Source organism: Pseudomonas sp. FBCC-B1565, from assembly GCF_059133265.1.
Genome location: NZ_CP101438.1, coordinates 5,675,089 through 5,695,013, shown reverse-complemented (window position 1 = coordinate 5,695,013; position 19,925 = coordinate 5,675,089). Strand labels below are relative to the sequence as shown.

The 19,925-nt window shown below is 62.0% G+C and carries 19 protein-coding genes and 1 tRNA gene; 13 read left to right on the top strand and 7 right to left on the bottom strand.

Features of this window, described 5'->3' with window-relative positions; genetic code table 11:
- Positions 1-59 precede the first annotated feature (59 nt).
- Together NL123_RS26375 and NL123_RS26370 are read left to right on the top strand one after the other, a co-directional pair.
- The gene (locus NL123_RS26375) at positions 60-749 is read left to right on the top strand and encodes an energy-coupling factor ABC transporter permease (protein WP_494356654.1); all 690 of its coding nucleotides are present in this window, start codon (positions 60-62) and stop codon (positions 747-749) included.
- Positions 750-815: 66 nt separating this feature from the next.
- Positions 816-1,031: a hypothetical protein gene (locus NL123_RS26370; RefSeq protein ID WP_003171680.1), complete on the top strand. Its 216-nt coding sequence runs from the start codon at positions 816-818 to the stop codon at positions 1,029-1,031.
- Here NL123_RS26370 and yacG read toward each other — a convergent pair.
- Genes yacG through NL123_RS26350 form a run of 4 tightly spaced genes read right to left on the bottom strand, consistent with a single transcriptional unit; the run spans position 1,028 to position 3,916 of the window.
- Complete coding sequence (gene yacG, locus NL123_RS26365; RefSeq protein ID WP_003188437.1) at positions 1,028-1,228, bottom strand: DNA gyrase inhibitor YacG; 201 nt, start codon at positions 1,226-1,228, stop codon at positions 1,028-1,030. The genes NL123_RS26370 and yacG overlap by 4 nt on opposite strands.
- A complete protein-coding gene (coaE, locus tag NL123_RS26360; protein ID WP_248486083.1) occupies positions 1,225-1,848 on the bottom strand; it encodes a dephospho-CoA kinase in 624 nt (207 codons plus the stop codon). The genes yacG and coaE overlap by 4 nt, the downstream gene beginning before the upstream one ends.
- Positions 1,845-2,711: a prepilin peptidase gene (locus NL123_RS26355; RefSeq protein ID WP_248486085.1), complete on the bottom strand. Its 867-nt coding sequence runs from the start codon at positions 2,709-2,711 to the stop codon at positions 1,845-1,847. The genes coaE and NL123_RS26355 overlap by 4 nt, the downstream gene beginning before the upstream one ends.
- Positions 2,708-3,916 (bottom strand): type II secretion system F family protein, encoded by a 1,209-nt coding sequence (locus NL123_RS26350; protein ID WP_494356653.1) that lies wholly within the window; start codon positions 3,914-3,916, stop codon positions 2,708-2,710. Before NL123_RS26350 ends, NL123_RS26355 begins: the two co-directional genes overlap by 4 nt.
- Positions 3,917-4,109: 193 nt before the next feature.
- Between NL123_RS26350 and NL123_RS26345 the strand changes: the two genes are divergently transcribed.
- The 4 genes from NL123_RS26345 (at position 4,110) to NL123_RS26330 (ending at position 6,539) form a co-directional block, all read left to right on the top strand.
- Positions 4,110-4,532, top strand: a complete 423-nt coding sequence (locus tag NL123_RS26345) for a pilin (protein ID WP_282579045.1) — start codon at positions 4,110-4,112, stop codon at positions 4,530-4,532.
- 35 nt (positions 4,533-4,567) lie between these two features.
- The gene (locus NL123_RS26340; RefSeq protein WP_494356652.1) at positions 4,568-5,968 is read left to right on the top strand and encodes an O-antigen ligase family protein; all 1,401 of its coding nucleotides are present in this window, start codon (positions 4,568-4,570) and stop codon (positions 5,966-5,968) included.
- 48 nt (positions 5,969-6,016) lie between these two features.
- Positions 6,017-6,089 (top strand) — tRNA-Thr (locus tag NL123_RS26335).
- A 144-nt stretch (positions 6,090-6,233) separates the two neighbouring features.
- A complete protein-coding gene (locus NL123_RS26330; RefSeq protein ID WP_033903347.1) occupies positions 6,234-6,539 on the top strand; it encodes a DUF6388 family protein in 306 nt (101 codons plus the stop codon).
- 150 nt (positions 6,540-6,689) lie between these two features.
- Here NL123_RS26330 and nadC read toward each other — a convergent pair whose 3' ends face one another.
- Positions 6,690-7,538, bottom strand: a complete 849-nt coding sequence (nadC, locus tag NL123_RS26325) for a carboxylating nicotinate-nucleotide diphosphorylase (RefSeq protein WP_248486093.1) — start codon at positions 7,536-7,538, stop codon at positions 6,690-6,692.
- Between the two features lie 190 nt (positions 7,539-7,728).
- On the opposite strand from nadC, the gene NL123_RS26320 reads away from it, so the two are divergent.
- From NL123_RS26320 to NL123_RS26300, 5 genes are all read left to right on the top strand, one after another.
- Entirely contained in the window at positions 7,729-9,879 is a 2,151-nt protein-coding gene (locus tag NL123_RS26320) for a DUF1631 domain-containing protein (protein ID WP_494356651.1), read from the top strand.
- Positions 9,880-9,940: 61 nt separating this feature from the next.
- Positions 9,941-10,504 (top strand): 1,6-anhydro-N-acetylmuramyl-L-alanine amidase AmpD, encoded by a 564-nt coding sequence (gene ampD, locus NL123_RS26315; protein WP_494356650.1) that lies wholly within the window; start codon positions 9,941-9,943, stop codon positions 10,502-10,504.
- The gene (gene ampE / locus NL123_RS26310; RefSeq protein WP_248486099.1) at positions 10,501-11,337 is read left to right on the top strand and encodes a regulatory signaling modulator protein AmpE; all 837 of its coding nucleotides are present in this window, start codon (positions 10,501-10,503) and stop codon (positions 11,335-11,337) included. The genes ampD and ampE overlap by 4 nt, the downstream gene beginning before the upstream one ends.
- Before the next feature lie 194 nt (positions 11,338-11,531).
- Entirely contained in the window at positions 11,532-13,562 is a 2,031-nt protein-coding gene (locus NL123_RS26305; RefSeq protein WP_494356649.1) for a methyl-accepting chemotaxis protein, read from the top strand.
- Positions 13,563-13,688: 126 nt separating this feature from the next.
- Positions 13,689-14,120: a hypothetical protein gene (locus NL123_RS26300; RefSeq protein ID WP_248486102.1), complete on the top strand. Its 432-nt coding sequence runs from the start codon at positions 13,689-13,691 to the stop codon at positions 14,118-14,120.
- Here NL123_RS26300 and NL123_RS26295 read toward each other — a convergent pair.
- Together NL123_RS26295 and cra are read right to left on the bottom strand one after the other, a co-directional pair.
- Positions 14,067-14,843: a TatD family hydrolase gene (locus tag NL123_RS26295; RefSeq protein ID WP_248486104.1), complete on the bottom strand. Its 777-nt coding sequence runs from the start codon at positions 14,841-14,843 to the stop codon at positions 14,067-14,069. The genes NL123_RS26300 and NL123_RS26295 overlap by 54 nt on opposite strands.
- 2 nt (positions 14,844-14,845) lie before the next feature.
- On the bottom strand, positions 14,846-15,841 hold the full coding sequence (gene cra / locus NL123_RS26290; protein WP_248486106.1) for a catabolite repressor/activator: 996 nt from the start codon (positions 15,839-15,841) through the stop codon (positions 14,846-14,848).
- Positions 15,842-16,135: 294 nt separating this feature from the next.
- Between cra and ptsP the strand changes: the two genes are divergently transcribed.
- A complete protein-coding gene (ptsP, locus tag NL123_RS26285; RefSeq protein WP_494356648.1) occupies positions 16,136-18,994 on the top strand; it encodes a phosphoenolpyruvate--protein phosphotransferase in 2,859 nt (952 codons plus the stop codon).
- A complete protein-coding gene (gene pfkB / locus NL123_RS26280; protein ID WP_494356647.1) occupies positions 18,995-19,915 on the top strand; it encodes a 1-phosphofructokinase in 921 nt (306 codons plus the stop codon).
- Positions 19,916-19,925: the final 10 nt, after the last annotated feature.

Genomic DNA, 19,925 nt, shown 5'->3' with positions numbered 1-19,925 from the left:
CCTGTGAAACGTCGGTGTAGACTGATCATCCGACTCAATTCGACCCGGGGATTATCGCCGTGATCAGTGCCGCCCTGTTGGCGCCGACAACCATGGGCATCGGCTGGCTCCTGTACGCGCCAGTGGTACTGTGGGCGATCCTGCGTTCGCCGTGGGTCGAGTTGTTCGCCGACCGGCGCCGCCAGCATTTGCTGTTCGGCACCGTGTTCGCGTTGTTCATGCTGTGGCTGGTGCGGCGGGATTTTGATACCGGCGTGTCCTACCACTTCATCGGCATGACGGCGGTGACCCTGTTACTGGACTGGCCCCTGGCAATCGTCGGCGGTTTTGCCGCCCAATTGGGCTTGATGCTGTTGGGGCGCCAGGACCTCGCTGCCCTGGGCGTCAATGGCCTGTTGCTTATCGGGCTGCCGGTGCTGGTCACTGAAGCCTGCGCGCTGCTGGTCGAGCGTGCGCAACCGCGCAATCCCTTTGTGTATATCTTCTGTTCCGGTTTTTTCGCGGCAGCCCTGTCGGCACTGTTCTGCCTGCTGTTTGGGCTGGGGCTGTTGTGGTTCGACGGGCGTTTCGCCATGCCGGAATGGCTGGCGGATTTTGTCGGCTACCTGTGGCTGATCATCTTCCCCGAGGCCTTTATCAACGGCATGGTCATCAGTGCCCTGGTGGTGTTTTGCCCTGAATGGCTGGAGACCTTCAACCGCACGCGCTACCTCTCGGCGCCTTGGAAGGACGACGATTCGCAGCGTTGACCTGGATCAAATCCCGCGTCGACGAGCAGGCCCATGCTCTGCGAAATTTTTCCGGGAGCGCGGATCATGAGTGTGTACGAATGGGCACGGCAGGAGTTACGCAGAAGCCAGGACGCGGCACAGGAGATCGGTTTTGACCCAGGACTGACTTTGCGCGCCATGCTCAGCGCGGTGGTGCAACAGAGCAAAGGCGTGCGCAGTTTCGAAGACTTGGCCGACGAGCTGCAATACCTCGCAGAAAACCTCGACGACCAGCAGGAATATGCCTTTATGCGCCCTTAATGGCGCGGCGGCAGGTCTTCGGAAAACAGCTCGTCTTCGGCATCCGGCGCCACGGGGATCTTGTGTTCTTCAGCGGCCCAGGCGCCCAGGTCGATGAGTTTGCAGCGGTCCGAACAGAACGGCCGGTTGAGGTTGGTCGCTTTCCATTCCACGGGTGCGCCGCAGGTTGGGCAGTCGACGGTCAGGGGTTGGCTCATGATCGGCCTCCACGCAAAGTAAGGTAAAAGTGGTGCAGTCGCTCGACCTCGCTGTGCAGCCAGGCAAGGTCCTGGTCATTGACCAGTACGTCATCGGCATGTTTCAGGCGGTCTTCGCGGCTCGATTGGGCCTTGAGGATCGCCTGCACCTGTTGTTCGTTGATGCCGTCGCGCTGCAGGGTACGCTGAATCTGCAGCGATTGCGGCACATCGATCACCAGGATGCGCTGGGTCATGCTGTACTGGCCGGACTCGATCAGCAGTGGCGACACCAGGATCGCGTAAGGTGACGTCGCGCGCGCCAGGTGGCTGCGGATCTCCTCGCCAATCAACGGGTGCAGCAGGGCTTCGAGCCAGCGCCGCTCTTCGGGTACTTCAAAGATCAGCTTGCGCAATGCGGCGCGGTCCAACTGGCCGTCTGGCTGCAGCACGCCGGCACCGAAATGCTCGGCGATGTGCGCCAATGCTGGCCGACCAGGCTCTACCACCCAGCGGGCGGCGTGATCGGCGTCCACCAGGTCGATACCCAGGTCGATAAAGTGCTGGGCCGCCGCGCTTTTGCCGCTGCCGATGCCGCCGGTAAGGCCGAGAATCCAGGGTGTTGCAACACGAGTGGTCATCTGAAACCGACAGACTGCAAATAGAAGTCGGTTATTTGACCACCCCAGAGCAATGCAATCCAGCCGGCAATCGCCAGATACGGACCAAATGGCATCGGTGCCGACGCCTGGGACTTGCGCAGGCGCATCAGGATCAAGCCGGCGAATACCCCGACCAGTGACGACATCAACAGCGTCATCGGCAGGATCTGCCAGCCACCCCAGGCGCCTAGCAGCGCCAGCAACTTGAAGTCGCCGTGGCCCATGCCGTCCTTGCCGGTGACCAGCTTGAATAGCCAGAACACGCTCCACAGGCTCATGTATCCGATCACGGCGCCCCACAGGGCGTCGGCCAATGTCGTCAGCAGGCCGAAACTGTTGACGATCAGTCCCAGCCACAGCAGTGGCATTACCAGCACATCCGGCAGCAGTTGATGGTCGGCGTCGATCAGGCTCATCGCCAACAATCCCCAGCTCAGCACCATCACCGTTCCCGCCTGCCAGCCAAAGCCGAAATGCCAGGCCACCCAGGCCGAGATCAAAGCGCATGCCAGTTCCGTGAGGGGGTAGCGGATGCTGATCGCCCCTTGGCAATGCGCGCAGCGGCCGCGCAGAAACAGGTAGCTGAGCAGCGGGATATTTTCCCATGGGCGTATGGGATGGTTGCAGCGCGGGCAGCAGGAGTTGGGCTGCATCAGGTTGTAGGTCGGCCCGGCTGGTTCTGCGGGCAAGTCCAGCACTTCATGGGCCTGGGCGCGCCATTCCCGCTCGAGCATTTTCGGCAGGCGCCACACCAGCACGTTGAGAAAACTGCCGACGATCAGCCCCAGCACCGCCGCCATCGCCACAAACGCCCAGGGATGCTCCCCCAGCAGCAGGCTCAAAATGCGCTTCCCAGTTGGAATACCGGCAGGTACATGGCAATCACCAGCGCGCCGACGATGCCCCCCAGTACCACCATGATCAGAGGCTCCATCAGGCTGGTGAGGTGATCGACCAGGGTGTCCACATCGGCCTCGTAATGGTTGGCGACCTTCTCCAGCATGCGGTCAAGCGTGCCCGACTCTTCGCCGATGGCCGTCATCTGGATGGCCATGCCGGGAAACAGACCGCTGACGGCCATCGATTGATTCAGTTGCATGCCAGTGGATACATCGTGTCGCATATGCTCGATTGCCTGTCTGAACGGCCCAGAACCGGCGGCCCCGGCCACCGAGTCCAGCGCCTGCACCAACGGAACACCGGCGGCGAAGGTAGTGGACAGCGTGCGGGCGTAGCGGGCCACGGCCGATTTTCTCAGCAGTTTGCCTGCCACGGGCGCTTTCAACAAACCGGCATCCAGCCACAGCCGAAAAGCCGGTAAGGCATGGTAGGCGTGGCGCAACCCAAAACCTGCGGCAAGCAGGCCCAGTGCCACGCCCCACCATGCTCGCTGCATGAACTCGGACAAAGCGATCACCTGCAAGGTGAAGCCGGGCAGTTTGCCGTCGACTCCGGCGAACAGGCTTTGGAACTGCGGTACTACGTGGACCAGCAGCACGCCGGTGACCAGGCTGGCGACCATCAGCACGGTGATCGGATAGGTCATGGCTTTTTTGATCCTGGCCTTTAACTGCTCGCTCTTTTCCCGATGAATCGCTACGCGCTCCAGCAAGGTTTCAAGAGCACCGGCCTGTTCGCCGGCTGCTACCAGGTTGCAATACAACTCATCGAAATAGCGTGGATGCTTGCGCAACGTGTCGGCAAGGCTGGTGCCTGCGGCGATGGACTGTTTCAACCCCTCTGTCAGTTCACGCAGCGTGCGGTTGTCAAAGCCTTCGCCGATGATGTCGAAGGCTTGCAGCAGAGGAATCCCGGCCTTCAGCAAGGTGGCCAGTTGGCGCGTGAGCAGGGTGATATCCGCCGATTTGATAGATGGCTTGAGGCCCGCTAGAACTGGAGAATGCTTGCGTACAAGCCCTGGGCTGATGCCTTGCCGGCGCAGCTGAGCCTTGACCAGGGCTGGGTTGTGCCCGGCGCTGTGCCCGGACACCCTGCGCCCTTTGCGGTTGATGCCTTCCCAGGCGTAGATCGTTGAAGCGTTGTCCATGTCACCGTTCCGCACAGAGGTCGTTGAAGATTTATAGCTTAGTCAGGTGACGGATTCGGGCAGGCGGGCGGTGGTGGATAAAATGTCAGAATGTGCGTCTTGTGCGCGATTGACCGCCTGCGGATGAGTACACTGGCGCCGCTGCACAACTCGGGGCGCAGGAAGCGCCTTGTCATGAGTTCTATCCTGGAGAGTGAATGTGAGACGTCAAAAAGGTTTTACCCTGATCGAGCTGCTGATTGTCGTGGCAATCATCGGCATTTTGGCCACCATCGGCCTGCCCATGTACACCACCCACCAGGCCAAGGCCAAGTTCACCGCCGGCCTGGCTGAAATCACCGCGTTGAAGCCCGGGTATGAAGACACCCTCAACCAGGGGACCGTGCCGACCTTGGCATTGATCGGCGGCACCAGCCCCACCGCCAATTGCAAGATCGAAGTGGCAGGCGATGTGACCACCGGCGCGGGCACCATCAGTTGCGAAATACTCGACGCACCTGCGCCGGTGCTGGGCAAGACCATCAGCCTGACGCGCAACGCCACCACCGGTTGGAAATGCAGCACCACCGCTGAAGCCAAATATGTTGCCAAGGGCTGCGGCGCCGACGGGGCATAGCTGCTAAACCAACCACAGGTAACTTGAGGTGGCCGATGGCGTTATCCATACAGCAGCGTGGCAGTGTTTTCCTGGTGACAGTGGTGTGCCTGCTGGTAGTCGGAATATGTGCACCCTTCAGTGGGCATGATCTGCAGCGGGCTATGCAGATTGCCATCGGGGCGTGTGCGGTGCTGTATGGGTTATCTGTCGTCCCTGTCGGCCAATTGCTGGACAGGCCAACCGCCCTGGGCCTGATGCTGATTATCGTGCTTGGCCTGGTGTCTTCCACGTTGGCCCATCAGCCGCTCTGGGCACTGGCCGAAATGGCGCTGTTTGTCAGTTGCGGGTCGATTGCCGTGGCATTTGCCTTGCTGCGTCGTCATGGCGGCGAGCCTTTGGATCGCGCCTTGGTCATGGTGGTGGTGCTGCTGTGCCTGATCAAGTCGATTCAATACCTGTATGCGGGCGCACTTGTGTTCATCAACGCTGAACGTGTGCTGGACCCTGACCTGTTGCTGTCCGGTTTTTCCAACAAGCGCTTCTACGGGCAATTCCAGACGTTCACCCTGCCGCTGTTGGCGCTTCCTTTGTTGATTCCTGCTATTTCACGTCCACTCAAGGGCGCGGTGTTTGCGTTGCTGTGCGTGTGGTGGATGATTGCGATCGCCGGTGGTACCCGCGGTACCTGGCTTGGCATGTGTGTGGCCGGGGCTGTGCTAGCGGTACTTGGCCCCTGGGGGCGACGATGGCTGGGTTGGCAACTGGCGGCAGTGTTTGGCGGGCTGCTGCTGTACTGGCTGGTGTTTGCGTTAGGGGCGGATTACCTGGAAGTCGAGGTCTCCAAGGGCGCCAGTGACCGCCTCACCACCACCCTGTCGGGTCGTGGTCCGATCTGGTGGCAGGCTTGGCATATGCTCATCGAGCGTCCATGGTTGGGCTTCGGGCCGATGCATTTTGCCGATATTGCCAATGAAATCGCCGCTCACCCGCACCAGGCCATCCTGCAATGGGCCAGTGAATGGGGTGTGCCATCGGCCTTGTGCGTGATGGCTCTGGCGTGGCGAGGCGGCTGGGCGACGTTCGGTGTGTTGCGCGAACGAGCGCTCTCGAACACTCGCGCTGATCTGTTGCGACTATGCCTGTTTGCGGCCTTGGTAGGGGCGTTGGTGCAGTCCATGGTCGACGGTGTGATGGTGATGCCCAATTCCCAGGTCTGGCTGGCGCTGGTGGTGGGCTGGCTGATGGCGTTGCATGTGTGGAAAACCCCGGAGACCGCCGCGTTGCCATTGGCCTGGGCAGCCTGGAAAGTGCTGAGTGTGCTGGCCGTCGGTCTGCTGGTTTTTATCGCAGCTCGCGATGTGCCTCACATCAAGCAAGCCCAGCAGCAGTACCTGGGCACTCATGTCGGCCTGCTGCAACCCCGTTTCTGGGCCCAGGGCGTGATTGCGCGCTGAAGGCCGCAAGTTGCCGGACTTCCAATGCAGTGCTAGCTTTAGCCCACCGCCCGTGTAGCTCAGCCGGTAGAGCAGCGCACTCGTAACGCGAAGGTCGCAGGTTCGATTCCTGTCTCGGGCAAAAAGGCACCATGGCAACACCGTTTTCAGATGATCCCAGAATGGTTCTGAAGGCCAGACGAGCCGGCATTTGAGCCTGCTCTTTTGTATCTGCGCAACCTTGATGACCCAGATGCATCCCCATTCCTCGATCTAAGAGAACAACATGACCACGACTGAAATGACCCAGGAAGTTCGGCATCAAGCAGCCCTCGAAAAATACCTCGAGGAATCGCCGCAGCTTAAAGAAGAGATCAAGGACCTGAGCGCCGATGATCAGCGCGACCAGATTCAGTGGGCATTCGAGGACGAAGCCGAGAGCCAGGGCTATCAGCCTTGGGAGCTGACCCTCAAGTACACCTCGACACCGGAAGAATTCGAAGCGGCACGACTGGCCTTGCACAAAGAGGCGGCCGAAGTGCTGGGTGTCGAATGGGAAGAGTACTGCGAGATGAATGACCTGGTAGTCTGACGTTTGTAGTGAGCGGGCTTGCCCCGCGCTGGGTGGCGAAGCCGCCCAAAAATCTACCGCCGCGTTCTAATTGATATAACGCTGTGGCCTTATTGGGGCGGCTTCGCCACCCAGCGCGGGGCAAGCCCGCTCACTACTGCTTGCAACGGTCTAGATACTCAGGCGCATCGACAAATCCACCGCCTTCACATCCTTGGTCATCGCACCAATCGAGATGTAGTCCACCCCGGTCTCAGCGATCGGCAACAGGGTGTTTTCGTTGATCCCGCCGCTGGCTTCCAGCTTGGCCTTGCCGCCATTGAGGCGCACGGCTTCACGCATGTCTTCCAGGCTCAACTCATCCAGCATGACGATGTCCGCGTCAGCGGCCAGGGCTTCGCGCAGTTCATCCAGACTTTCCACTTCGATTTCCACCGGCTTGCCGGGAGCAATCCGGTGCGCGGCCGCAATCGCCTGGGCAATGCCACCGCTGGCAGCAATATGGTTTTCCTTGATCAGGAACGCGTCATACAAACCGATACGGTGGTTGTGACAGCCGCCGCAGGTCACTGCGTACTTCTGCGCCAGGCGCAGGCCCGGCAGGGTTTTGCGGGTATCCAGCAGCTTGACCTGGGTGCTGGAAACAAAGTCCGCCAGAAATTGGGCACGCGTGGCGACGCCGGACAGCAGTTGCAGGAAATTCAGTGCGCAGCGTTCGCCGCTGAGCAGCGAGCGCGCCGGGCCTTCAAGGTGAAATAGCACTTGGTTGGGGCTGACACGTTCACCATCGGCCACTTGCCAATGCACGGCGACCCGTGGGTCCAGCTGGCGGAACACCGCATCCACCCAGGCGGTGCCGGCGATCACTGCTGCATCGCGGGTGATGATGGTGGCCGTGGCCAGCCGTTCGGCCGGGATCAACTGCGCAGTGATGTCGCCGCTGCCGATGTCTTCCAGCAGTGCGCGGCGCACGTTGGCTTCGATTTCGGCGGTGAGGTCGGCAAGACGGAGATTCGGCATAACAGGCTCCACAGACAAAGTGCCCCGATTATAGGGGCAGTGCGCGTCTGAACCCAGCGACCTGCTCATTTACCGCCAAATGACAGAGTGTGCTGGCGCAAACCCCCTTGTTTGCAAGATAATCTCGCGCCTTGCAATTGGCGTCATAGCTTTGACGTCTCGCTAAATACCGCCGTTTCAGGAGGCCAGGATGCACAATGACGGAAAGGTGGTGCCAATCAAGAAGGCGCATGCCACGCCATCGCCGCTCGCCCGACTGCCGGTGGTGTTGCTGCAGGTTCGCGACAGAGCGGCGCAACAGTTGCAGCAAGGGTTGCAGGAACTGTTCGATAACGCCGACGACACGCTGTTCGAAATGGCCGACAAGGCGCGCAACAATCTTGACCACCACATTTTCTTTGAAGCCATGCGTGATCTGCGCCTCAAGCGCAAGAATTTCGAGCGTGTGTTCATGGAGCGTCTTTTCGACGCCTTTGCCAGTCTGGGCCAGGCAGGGCGGGGCGAGCTGCAACTGGTGCCGGTGGTTTCCTACGACGGGGTGCCGGGTTCAACCAGGGACGACCTGGAAAAAGCCGTGGCGCTTGAAGCCATGCTGGGTCGCGTGCGCCACCGTGACGGCCTGGCTCTCGCGCAACTTACGGCACGCTTGAGCGCCTTACTGGGCAACCGCCTGGATGATCGTGAGAACCCTCTGGGGCCGGCGCTGCTGTGTGAGTTTTTCCTGCGGGCGGGGCGCAGCCTGGGCGTGGAGATCCGCGTCAAACTGGTCATGCTCAAGCTCTTTGAAAAATATGTGCTCAGTGACGCCGACCAGCTATACGGCGAAGCGAATCAATTGCTGGTCGCAACCGGCGTCTTGCCTGAACTCAAGACCATACCGTCCCGACGCATCGATGGATGTGTGGCACCTGAGCATCCGCGCGAAGCTACTTCGCCAGTCCCCGACCGGTCCGGTGACGAAAATGGCCAGGAAGCCTTCGCCGCGCTTCAACCGCTGCTCACGGCGGTGCGTGGCAGCGTGGCGCCGACGCTTGAGGCCAGCGCCGAGCCGTTGCCTATTTCCACCCAGGACCTGCTGCGCCTGCTCTCCCATTTGCAGCAGTACGTGCCGGAGCCTGAGTCGGAGGACGATTTCGACCTGCGCAGCCAGCTTGAACAGTTGCTCACCCGTGTCAGCGTCAAGAGTGGTAAGTCGCGGGTGGTGGAGGACGCGGACGAAGACGTGATCAATCTGGTCGCGCTGCTGTTTGAGTTCATCCTCAATGACCGTAGCGTGCCCGATGCCTTCAAGGCCTTGATCGGCCGCTTGCAGATTCCCCTGCTGAAAGTGGCGTTGCTGGACAAGAGTGTTTTCAGTCGCAATGGCCACCCTGCGCGGGGTCTGCTCAATGAAATCTCGGCCGCCGCCATGGGCTGCAGCCCGCTGGATGACTACCAGCGCGACCATCTTTACCTGCGCATCGAGCAGGTGGTGCAGCGCTTGCTCAACGAATATGTCGAAGATCCGGCGATCTTTTCCCAGTTGCTCGCCGAGTTCAGCGCGTTTACCGCCGACGAGCGGCGGCGCAGCGACTTGCTCGAACAACACACCCGGGATGCCGAAGCCGGGCGCGTGCGCACTGAAGCCGCCCGCCAGCGCGTGGCCGATGTGCTGAATAAACGGCTGTTGGGCAAAGTCCTGCCGCGTCCTGTGGTGCAGTTCCTGCAACAGGCCTGGAGCCAAGTGTTGCTGTTGGCGAGCCTCAAGCACGGCGAGCAGTCAGTGCAATGGCAAGCGGGGCTGCGCACCATGGACGAACTGATCTGGAGCGTCGGCCTGCAGCAGGACACCGAGGCCGGGCGGCGTTTGCTGGACCAGCTACCAGGCTTGCTCAAGGCCTTGCGCGACGGCTTGACCAGTGCCGCGTTCGACCCCTTCAGCACCCGCGAATTTTTTGTGCGCTTGCAGGCGTTGCATATCCAGGCGCCTGAAGGTGTTGATGAGCTGATCGAGGTGCGTGAGCCATTTGTGCTGAGTACGGCGTCACCCGACCCGGTCACCGAGCTGCCGGGTAACGACCCTGACCTGTACAAGGCTCTCCAACTTAAAGTGGGCGACTGGGTAGTATTCCACGAAGGCCAGGCCAGCACGCTGCGCTGCAAGCTGACAGCGATCATGGCGCCGGCCAACACTTATGTATTCATCAGCCGCACGGGGCTCAAGGTATTGGAGAAGAGTGCCGGTCAATTGGCAATGGCGTTCAAGTGTGGCGCACTGCACACGCTGGAAGACGGGCCGTTGTTCGAGCGCGCCTTGACTGCGGTGGTGGGCAAACTGCATCAACTCAATCGCGGCAAGTGATCGCAACCGGAGGGTCGAACGCGGCATACTGGTCACACTTTGTATTGTTCAAGGAACCTGTATGCAGTTGGACCCCACCAGCGGTTGGTGCCGGGGCATCCATCATTGCCCTTCGCCCAACTTCAACGAGCGCCCCGCCGGCGAAATCTCACTGTTGGTGGTGCATAACATCAGCCTGCCACCGGCGCAGTTCGCCACTGGCAAAGTGCAGGAATTTTTCCAGAACCGCCTGGATGTGACGGAACATCCCTACTTTGAAGGGATTGCCGGCCTACGGGTATCTGCGCATTTTCTGATTGAGCGTGATGGCGCGGTGACGCAGTTTGTGTCCTGCATCGACCGTGCCTGGCACGCCGGGGTGTCGTATTTCGAGGGGCGCGACACCTGCAATGATTTTTCCGTCGGGATAGAGCTGGAGGGCACGGATGACCTGCCGTTCACCGACGCTCAATATGCAGCACTGATCGACCTGACCCGCCAGTTGCTGGTGGCTTACCCAAGCATCACCCCCCAGCGCATTTGTGGCCACAGCGATATCGCTCCGGGACGCAAGACCGACCCCGGCCCCGCTTTTGATTGGACGCGCTTTCGCAGCGCCCTGCAGGATGGAGAACACGCACGATGAGTTTCCTGGTGTTGGTGCTGGCTGTATGGATCGAGAAGTTTTCGGCCCTGCGCCAGCGGTTGCAGCGAGATGGCGGTTGGTTGCGCGAACTGGCCAAGCTGGAATCGAGCCCGCGCATGGGCAAGCAGCCCTGGCTGATTCTGACGTTGCTGGTGTTGTTGCCGGTGGCCTTGCTGGCGCTGTTGCTGCTGGTGCTGGAGCCGGTGGCGTACGGACTGCTGGCGCTACCGGTGCACCTGCTGGTGGTGATCTACAGCCTGGGGCGTGGTGACCTGCTCGCTGGGCTAGGTCCGTTCCGCGATGCCTGGCGACGCGGTGACCTGCAGGCCGCCGAGCATGTGGCCGAACGTGACCTGAGCCTGAGCGCCGACAGTGGCGAGCAATTGCTCGAACGCGTTCAGGGCCATCTGTTGTGGCAGGCCTACCAGAGCTTTTTTGCGGTGATTTTCTGGTACTTCCTGCTGGGCCCGGTTGCCGCTCTGGCTTATCGGCTGCTCGCACTGGCCAGTGAGCACAGCAAGAACCCCTTGGTGGCCGAGCGGGCCGGGCAACTGCGCCACGCGTTCGATTGGCTGCCGGTTCGCCTGCTGGCGGCCAGCTTTGCGCTGGTCGGCAATTTCGTTGCCGTCAGCCGTGTGATGCTCCATGAGCTGCTGAGCTGGGACATCAGCGCCGCCCAGCTGGTGGAAAAAGTCGGCCTGGTCGCCGCCGAAATCCCACCCCCTGCGGTCGGCCCCGATGGCATCAACAGCCTCGACCGACTCTGGGAACTGCTGCTGCGCGCAGCGGTGTTGTGGTACGCCGGCTTCGCCATCTGGACCGTCCTACCCTGACCCTGTAGAAGCCGGCTCGCCGTAGTGAGCAGTCTTGCCTGTGGCGAGCGGGCTTGCCCCGCGCTGGGCTGCGAAGCAGCCCCCCCCCATCCATTAACCTTAAGTTACAAAACTCCCTTTCAAATTGAGCTATACAGATGCTGGCTAACTGCCGCCCTGCACCTCAATAAAAATAAAAGAAAGGGAGTTCACCTGTGAAGAGCTTGCTCTATCCCGCCGTCGCCCTGATGAATCGCCTGAGCTTCGGCATGAAGTTCAGCCTGATCAGTGTGTTGTTCCTGCTGCCGATGCTGGCGACCAACTCTTATCTGGTGCGTGACTCGTGGCGTGAATTCCAAGGCACCCGCGTGGAACTGCAAAGCCTCGATTTACTTGGCAGCAGCCTGGCCCTGCGCCGCGACCTGGAAACCCTCAACAACCAGGTGCAGATCAACGCCACCCTCGGCCAGTCCGGCAAGGCCGGCGATCTTGAAGGCAAGATCAGTGCCCTTGAAGCCAGTGTGCTCAGCCGCCTGCAAGGCCTCGACGCCATGGCCACCGATCCCGAGCAGATTGCGGCTTTTGACGCCAAGCGCGACGAGATGATCGCGGCCTTCCAGGCCCAGCAACAGGAAACGTCGCTGCTGAGCAAAAGCGCACTGATCGGCAAGCTGCTCAACAAATCGCAGATGCTCAGCCAGATCATCGCCAGCCAATCCGGGCTGAGCCGCGACTCCCAGAGCGACCTGCGCCAACTCAGCGAGCTGATCACCAGCGTCACCCCGCAAGTCACCCAGGCCCTGGGCGAAGGCCGGGCGATGGGTGCGTATTCCCTGGGCCAGGGCTTTCTCAATTCTTCGTCCAGCACGCGGTTTGACGAGCTTTTGCAGCAACTGGAAAAACTCCAGGCCGAATATGGCCTGAAGTTGCAGGATGCCCTGGGCTCCAGCACCGCAGCCCACGCGGCACTCGACAACCTGGCCAAAGCCAGCAACGCCAGCCTCAAGCATGGCAGTGAGTTGTTTGAGGAGCAGGTGGTGATGGCCGAGACCCTCGACGCGCCCTGGCAGGGTTTTTACGACAGCGTCAGCCAGTTGATGGCCCAGACCTATCAGTTGGATGACGCGACCCTGGCGTTCCTCGGACAGCAGTTGGAGCAACGCCTGGCGCAAAACCGCACGCACATGGTGGTACTGGTCTCGGCCCTGAGCGCGGTGTTTTTGTTGATCTTCTATTTGTACGCCGGTTTCTACGCGTCCACCCGCACCACGCTGCGGCGCCTGGGGGCGATGATGGACAAGGTGGCGGCCGGCGACATGACCGTCACTTTTGTTGCACATAGTCGCGACGAGTTGGGCGACCTGGGCCAGGTGTTCAACGGCACCGTGGCGAAGATCCATGATCTGATCGAGCGCGTCGGGCATACCGTAAGCCAGGTCGAACTCCAGGCCGGCCAGGTGGAAACGGTCTCGGCCCAAAGCAACCTGGCGGTGTCCGGGCAGCGTAGTCAGATCGAGCAGGTGGCCACGGCCATGAACCAGATGTCGTCCACCGCCCAGGAAGTTGCGCGCAGCGCGGCGGCGGCCGTCAGCAGTGCCCACAGCGTCAATGACGAAACCGTCAGCGGCCGTGGCCTGGTGCAATCCCAGCAGGGCAGCATTGCGCGGCTGGCTTCGGAAATCGATCAGTCGGTGCAGGTGATCAACCAGTTGGCCACCGACAGCCAGTCCATCAGCAGCGTCCTGGAGGTGATCAAAAGCATCGCTGAGCAAACCAACCTGCTGGCACTCAATGCCGCCATCGAAGCCGCGCGGGCCGGTGAACAGGGGCGTGGTTTTGCGGTGGTGGCCGACGAAGTGCGCACTCTGGCCCGGCGTACTCAGCATTCCACCGAAGAAATCGAACAGATGATCAGCCGCCTGCACAGCGGTGTGGCCGCCGCCGTGAAGGCCATGGGTACCAGCCATGCCATGGCCAATGGCACGGTAGGGCAGTCGGAAAAGGTCCAGCAGGCCTTGGAAAATATTCTCGGTGCCGTGGGAATGATCGTCGACCAGAACCAGCAGATTGCCGCCGCCGTGGAGCAACAGACCGCCGTCGCCCATGACATTGACCAGAACATCGTCGAAATCAATCGCGCCGGCGAGCATGCGGCCCAGGGCGCCCACCAGACCGAAGCGGCGAGCCGGCAGCTGTCGATGCAGGTGATTGAGTTGAAGCAATTGATCGGCGCGTTTCGAGTGTAGGAATTGTAGGTAGGGCGTATTGCTTACGGGTGTAGTGCTTGTCCTGATTTCCCTGCGTGTCTTTTCTGGCGGCGTGAATGGGTGAGAATTTGTTTCAGCCAAATTCACGTTCAGGGGAGCACGACGATGACCATTGCAGTCGGCATCAAAGGGCATTGCGCCCATTGTGATATCAGGTTTGAACTCAAGCCCTGGCAGTTGAATGCCATCGCCATCGAAGAGCCCTTCGATTGCCCGTATTGCCGGCAGTTCTTGCAATTGAGTTGCCCTCGGCAATTGCGGGCGTTCAAGCTGTTGGGCCATTGGGCGCTGGTGCAGCCGAGCATGGCGGTGTTCACCTGCATGGTGCTGATCGTGGCCCTGGTCACGGAATGGGTGGGGCTGATCACGGTGATCGGGCAGTTCAACGTGTCACTGGTGGTGCTGCTGGTGCATTTCCTGGCGCTGCGCTATGCCCGTTACCGGCAGCGGATCACGTTGGACCTGCAAGTGGTCACGCCAGTCTTACCAATTGAACAGCTCGCACGCATTGCGTGTGCTCGCCTCAGCCAACGATAGCGCGCTGATGCCCATGCGCTCGGCCAGGGCGGTGCAGATGGCCGGCAGGTGTTCGGGGCTGTTGCGTTGGCCGGGGAACATGGCCGGCGCCATATCCGGTGAGTCGGTTTCCAGCACCACCGATTCCAGCGGCAGTTGCGCCAGCACCTTGTGCATGCGCAAGGCCTGGGGCCAGGTGGGGGCGCCGCCCAACCCCAGTTTGAAGCCGAGCTTGATGTACTCCCGAGCCTCTTCGTGGCTGCCGGCAAACGCATGGATGATGCCGCCGCGGGGCAGGCGGATGCGCTTGAGGGTGGCGATCACGGCGGCGTGGCTGCGGCGCACGTGCAGCAACGCCGGCAGTTGGAACTCCACGGCCAGTTTGAGCTGGGCTTCAAACAGGCTTTGCTGGCGTTCGCGGTCCAGCTGTTCGAGAAAGTAATCCAGGCCGATCTCGCCCACTGCACACAGTTGCCCGTGGCCGTGCAGGCGCGTCAACCAATCGCCCAACGCCGTCAGGTCAGCGGGGCGATGGTCGTCGAGGTACACCGGGTGCAGGCCAAAGGCGGCGAACAAACCTTCGTCCGCTTGCACCAGGTCCCACAGCCTTTGCCAATTCTGCTGATACACCCCCAACACCACCATGCGCCGCACGCCCAGCGCTCGGCTGTGGGCGAGGACTTCCCGGCGATCGCTGTCGAAATCCGGGAAGTCCAGGTGCGTATGGGTGTCGATCAACTCCACGCTCAAGCCTCGTGAATACGCTGCTTGAACGTCCGGCCGATGGCATGCACCCCAGGTTGGTACTGTTCTTCTTCGATCGCGGCCAGCGCCAGGCGCAGGGCGGTATCGGCGATCAGTTGGTGCTGCTGGGCCATGGCGTTGACCGGCAGCGGCAGGAAGTCCAGCAATTGGGTATCACCAAAGGTGCCCAGGCGCAGCGGGCGCGTCTTGAGCGGGAAGTCATGCAGCGCGTCGAACACGCCTTGCAGCAGCACGTAGGACGTGGTCACCAGCGCGTCAGGCAAATGCCCCAGTTGCTGTAGAAGTTGCTCCATCAGCTGTCGGCCGCAGTCGCGACTGAACGCTTCCGCGTGTTCGACGATCACCTCGCCGCTGAACCCGGCAAGGGCTTCACGGAAACCGGCGGCGCGTTCCTGGCTGATGCTCAATTCGGGCCGTGCGCCGATCAGCACAATCTGCTTGGGCAGCGGTTGCAGCAGGCTGCTGGTCAACTGCTGGCAGGCCTGGCGGTCATCGCTGACCACCGAACAGAACTGATCCGCACCCATCACCCGGTCGATGGCAATCACCGGCAACCCCTTGGCTTGCAGCTCGCGATAACTGTCATCGCTGGCCGGCAGGCAACTGGCGACGAACAGCGCATCACAACGTCGCGCGCGGAACAGTTGCAGCAACTGGCGTTCGCTGTCGGCATCATCGTCGGAGCTGGCGATCAGCAACTGATAGCCGCGCGCCCGTGCGCCTTGCTCCAGGAGTTTGGCGATACGTGCGTAACTGGGGTTTTCCAGATCGGGCAGGATGAAGCCCAAGGTGCGCGTGTGCCGACTGCGCAGCCCGGCGGCCTGTGGGTTGGGGGTAAAGCCATGGGCTTCGACGACAGCCCGCACCCGTTCGACGGTGGCGTTGCTGATGCGCTGCTGTTCGGCCTTGCCATTGATGACGTAGCTGGCGGTGGTCACGGACACACCGGCCAGGCGGGCGATATCACTGAGTTTCAAACCGGGATTTCCTTGTTTTCTGGAGCTTGCCCCGACATTTTGTCCAATCGTAACCGATTCCAGCACTCGACCAATGTCTCAGCTCAAGTGCCGAGTGGTTGTTCAAGGATGCGCAATTAACGCGTAATCTGCCATAAATTCTAGATTAAACGTTTCAGCCAGCGTATTTTTACGACGTTCGCGACTGAGTAGCTACTGCCAACTGACTGCTCAGTCAGCTATTGATGCACACCCATTACACTGTTTGTTTAAAACAATACCTAGTGCGGTCACCGCACTAACTAGGAGAACGGCATGCTTGAGCTCACTGTAGAGCAGATTTCCATGGGCCAGGTGGCTGTGGATAAATCTGCTGCCTTGCACCTGCTCGCTGACAAACTGGTGGCCGACGGCCTGGTCGCCGAGGGTTATCTCAGTGGCTTGCAGGCCCGTGAAGCCCAAGGCTCGACCTTTCTCGGCCAAGGTATTGCCATCCCTCACGGCACCCCGGAAACCCGCGACCAGGTGTTCTCTACCGGCGTGCGCCTGCTGCAGTTCCCTGAAGGGGTGGACTGGGGCGACGGCCAGATCGTGTACCTGGCCATTGGCATTGCCGCCAAATCCGACGAACACCTGCGCCTGTTGCAACTGCTCACCCGTGCCCTTGGCGAAACCGACCTGGGCCAGGCATTGCGCCGTGCCGGAAGCGCCGAAGTCCTGCTGAAACTGCTGCAAGGCGCACCGCAGGAACTGGCGCTGGATGCGCAGATGATCAGCCTGGGTGTGTCCGCCGACGACTTCGAAGAGTTGGTCTGGCGCGGCGCACGCCTGTTGCGCCAGGCCGATTGTGTGAGCAATGGTTTCGCCGCCGTGTTGCAGCAGGTCGACGCGTTGCCCCTGGGCGATGGCCTGTGGTGGTTGCACAGCGAACAGACCGTCAAGCGCCCGGGCCTGGCGTTCGTCACCCCGGACAAACCCATGCGTTACCTCGGCCAGCCGCTCCATGGCCTGTTCTGCCTGGCCAGTCTCGGCGAAGCCCACCAAACGCTGTTGGAGCGCCTGTGCGCCTTGCTCATCGAAGGTCGCGGCCAGGAACTGGGCCGTGCCACCAGCAGCCGCGCGGTGCTCGAAGTGCTTGGCGGCGAACTGCCCCCGGACTGGCCCAGCGCTCGCATCACCCTGGCCAACGCCCACGGTTTGCACGCGCGCCCGGCGAAGATCCTCGCGCAGTTGGCGAAAAATTTTGATGGCGACATCCGCGTACGCATCGTCGATGGCCCGGTCGGCGCCGTGTCGGTGAAAAGCCTGAGCAAACTGCTGAGCCTCGGCGCACGGCGTGGCCAGGTGCTGGAGTTCGTCGCCGAGCCGACGATTGCCGGCGATGCGCTGCCCGCGTTGCTCGCCGCTGTGGGGGAAGGCCTCGGTGAAGAGGTCGAGCCGCTACCGACGGTCAGCGCCCAACCCGCCGCCCTGGATATCGAGCCGGTTGTCAGTGCGCCGACCAGCGGCAGCCAGATCCAGGCCATTGCCGCTGCACCAGGCATCGCCATCGGCCCGGCACATATCCAGATCCAGCAAACGTTCGACTATCCTCTGCGCGGCGAGTCCTCCGCGATCGAGCGCCAACGCCTGCACAGCGCCCTCGGCGAAGTGCGCCGCGACATCCAGGGCCTGATCGAGCGCAGCCCATCCAAAGCGATCCGCGAGATTTTCATCACCCACCAGGAGATGCTCGACGACCCGGAACTCACCGACGAAGTCGACACTCGCCTCAAGCAGGGCGAAAGCGCCGAAGCGGCGTGGATGAGTGTGATCGAGGCGGCCGCCAGGCAGCAGGAGTCGTTGCAGGACGCCTTGCTCGCCGAGCGCGCCGCCGACCTGCGTGACATCGGCCGCCGTGTATTGGCGCAACTGTGCGGCGTCGAAACCGTCCAGGAGCCGAGCCAGCCCTACATCCTGGTGATGGACGAGGTCGGTCCGTCGGACGTGGCGCGTCTTGATCCCGCGCGCGTCGCCGGCATCCTCACCGCCCGTGGCGGTGCGACAGCGCACAGCGCCATCGTCGCCCGTGCCCTGGGTATCCCGGCGCTGGTCGGCGCGGGCCCGGCGGTATTGCTGCTGGCCTCCGGCACCCCCCTGTTGCTGGATGGCCAGCGCGGTCGCCTGCATGTCGACCCCGACGCCGCCACCCTGCAACGCGCCACGGTCGAGCGCGACACCCGCGAACAACGCCTGCAAGCCGCTTCGGCGCAACGCCACGAACCGGCGCTGACCCGCGACGGCCATGCCGTGGAAGTGTTCGCCAACATCGGCGAAAGCGCCGGTGTCGCCGGCGCGGTGGAGCAGGGCGCCGAAGGCATCGGCCTGCTGCGCACCGAACTGATTTTCATGGCCCACCCGCAAGCGCCGGACGAAGCCACCCAGGAAGCCGAATACCGCCGCGTGCTCGACGGCCTCGACGGTCGCCCGCTGGTGGTGCGCACCCTTGATGTGGGCGGCGACAAACCGCTGCCGTATTGGCCGATTGCCGAGGAAGAAAACCCCTTCCTTGGCGTGCGTGGCATCCGTCTTACCCTGCAACGCCCGCAGATCATGGAAGCGCAACTGCGCGCGCTGTTGCGTTCTGCTGACAGCCGCCCGCTGCGCATCATGTTCCCCATGGTCGGCAGCGTCGATGAATGGCGCGCCGCCCGGGATATGACCGAGCGCCTGCGCCTGGAAATCCCGGTGGCGGACCTGCAACTGGGGATCATGATCGAAGTGCCGTCGGCGGCCTTGCTCGCACCGGTACTGGCCAAGGAAGTGGACTTTTTCAGCGTCGGCACCAACGACCTGACCCAGTACACCCTGGCCATCGACCGTGGTCACCCCACCTTGTCCGCCCAGGCCGATGGCCTGCACCCGGCGGTGCTGCAACTGATCGACATCACCGTGCGCGCCGCCCATGCCCATGGCAAATGGGTGGGGGTGTGCGGCGAATTGGCAGCAGACCCGCTGGCGGTGCCGGTGTTGATCGGCCTGGGCGTGGATGAGTTGAGCGTGTCGGCCCGCAGCATTCCCGAGGTGAAGGCGCGGGTGCGTGAATTCAGTCTGAGCGAGGCCCAGGGCCTGGCGCAACAAGCACTGGCGGTGGGCTCGCCCGCCGAAGTGCGTGCCCTAGTGGAGGCCGTGTAGATGGCAAGGATTCTGACCCTGACGCTGAACCCGGCGTTGGACCTGACGGTGCGCCTGGCGCACCTGGAACCGGGTGAAGTGAACCGCAGCGAAACCCTGCTGACCCACGCCGCCGGCAAGGGCGTGAATGTGGCGCAGGTGCTGGCGGATTTGGGCCATCAGGTGAGTGTGGGCGGTTTCCTCGGCGAGGCGAACCCCCAGGCCTTCGAGACACTGATCGCCCGCCGTGGGTTTGGTGACGCGTTCATTCGCGTGCCGGGCGAAACCCGCAGCAATATCAAGATTGCCGAACAGGACGGCCGGGTCACCGATATCAATGCGCCGGGGCCGCAGGTCAGTGACGCGGCACAAGCCGCGCTGCTCAAGCGCATCGCCGACATCGGCGTGCAATTCGATGCGGTGGTGGTCGCCGGCAGTTTGCCGCGTGGCATCAGCCCGCAGTGGTTCCAGGGGCTGTTGCAGCAACTGAAAAACCTCGGGTTGAAAGTCGCCCTGGACACCAGCGGCGAAGCGCTGCGCGCCGGTTTGAAAGCGGGGCCGTGGATGGTCAAGCCCAACACCGAAGAGCTGGCCGATGCCCTGGGGCATGCCCCGGATGCAATCAGCCAACTGCATCGGCAAGGCGTGGAACATGTGGTGGTTTCCGATGGCGCTGCCGGCGTCACCTGGTATCGCCCAGGCGCGGCGCTGCAGGCCACGCCGCCAAAGGTGATGGTGGCCAGTACCGTCGGTGCCGGCGACTCGCTGCTGGCCGGCATGCTGCACGGTCTGCTCAGTGGCGATACGCCGGAGCAGACCCTGCGCCGCGCCACGGCGATTGCCGCGATGGCAGTGACGCAGATCGGTTTTGGCATCAGCGATGACGCGCAGTTGGCGCGCCTCGAAAGCGGCGTCCACGTACGCACGCTGACAGAACAATAAGAGGGTTTGT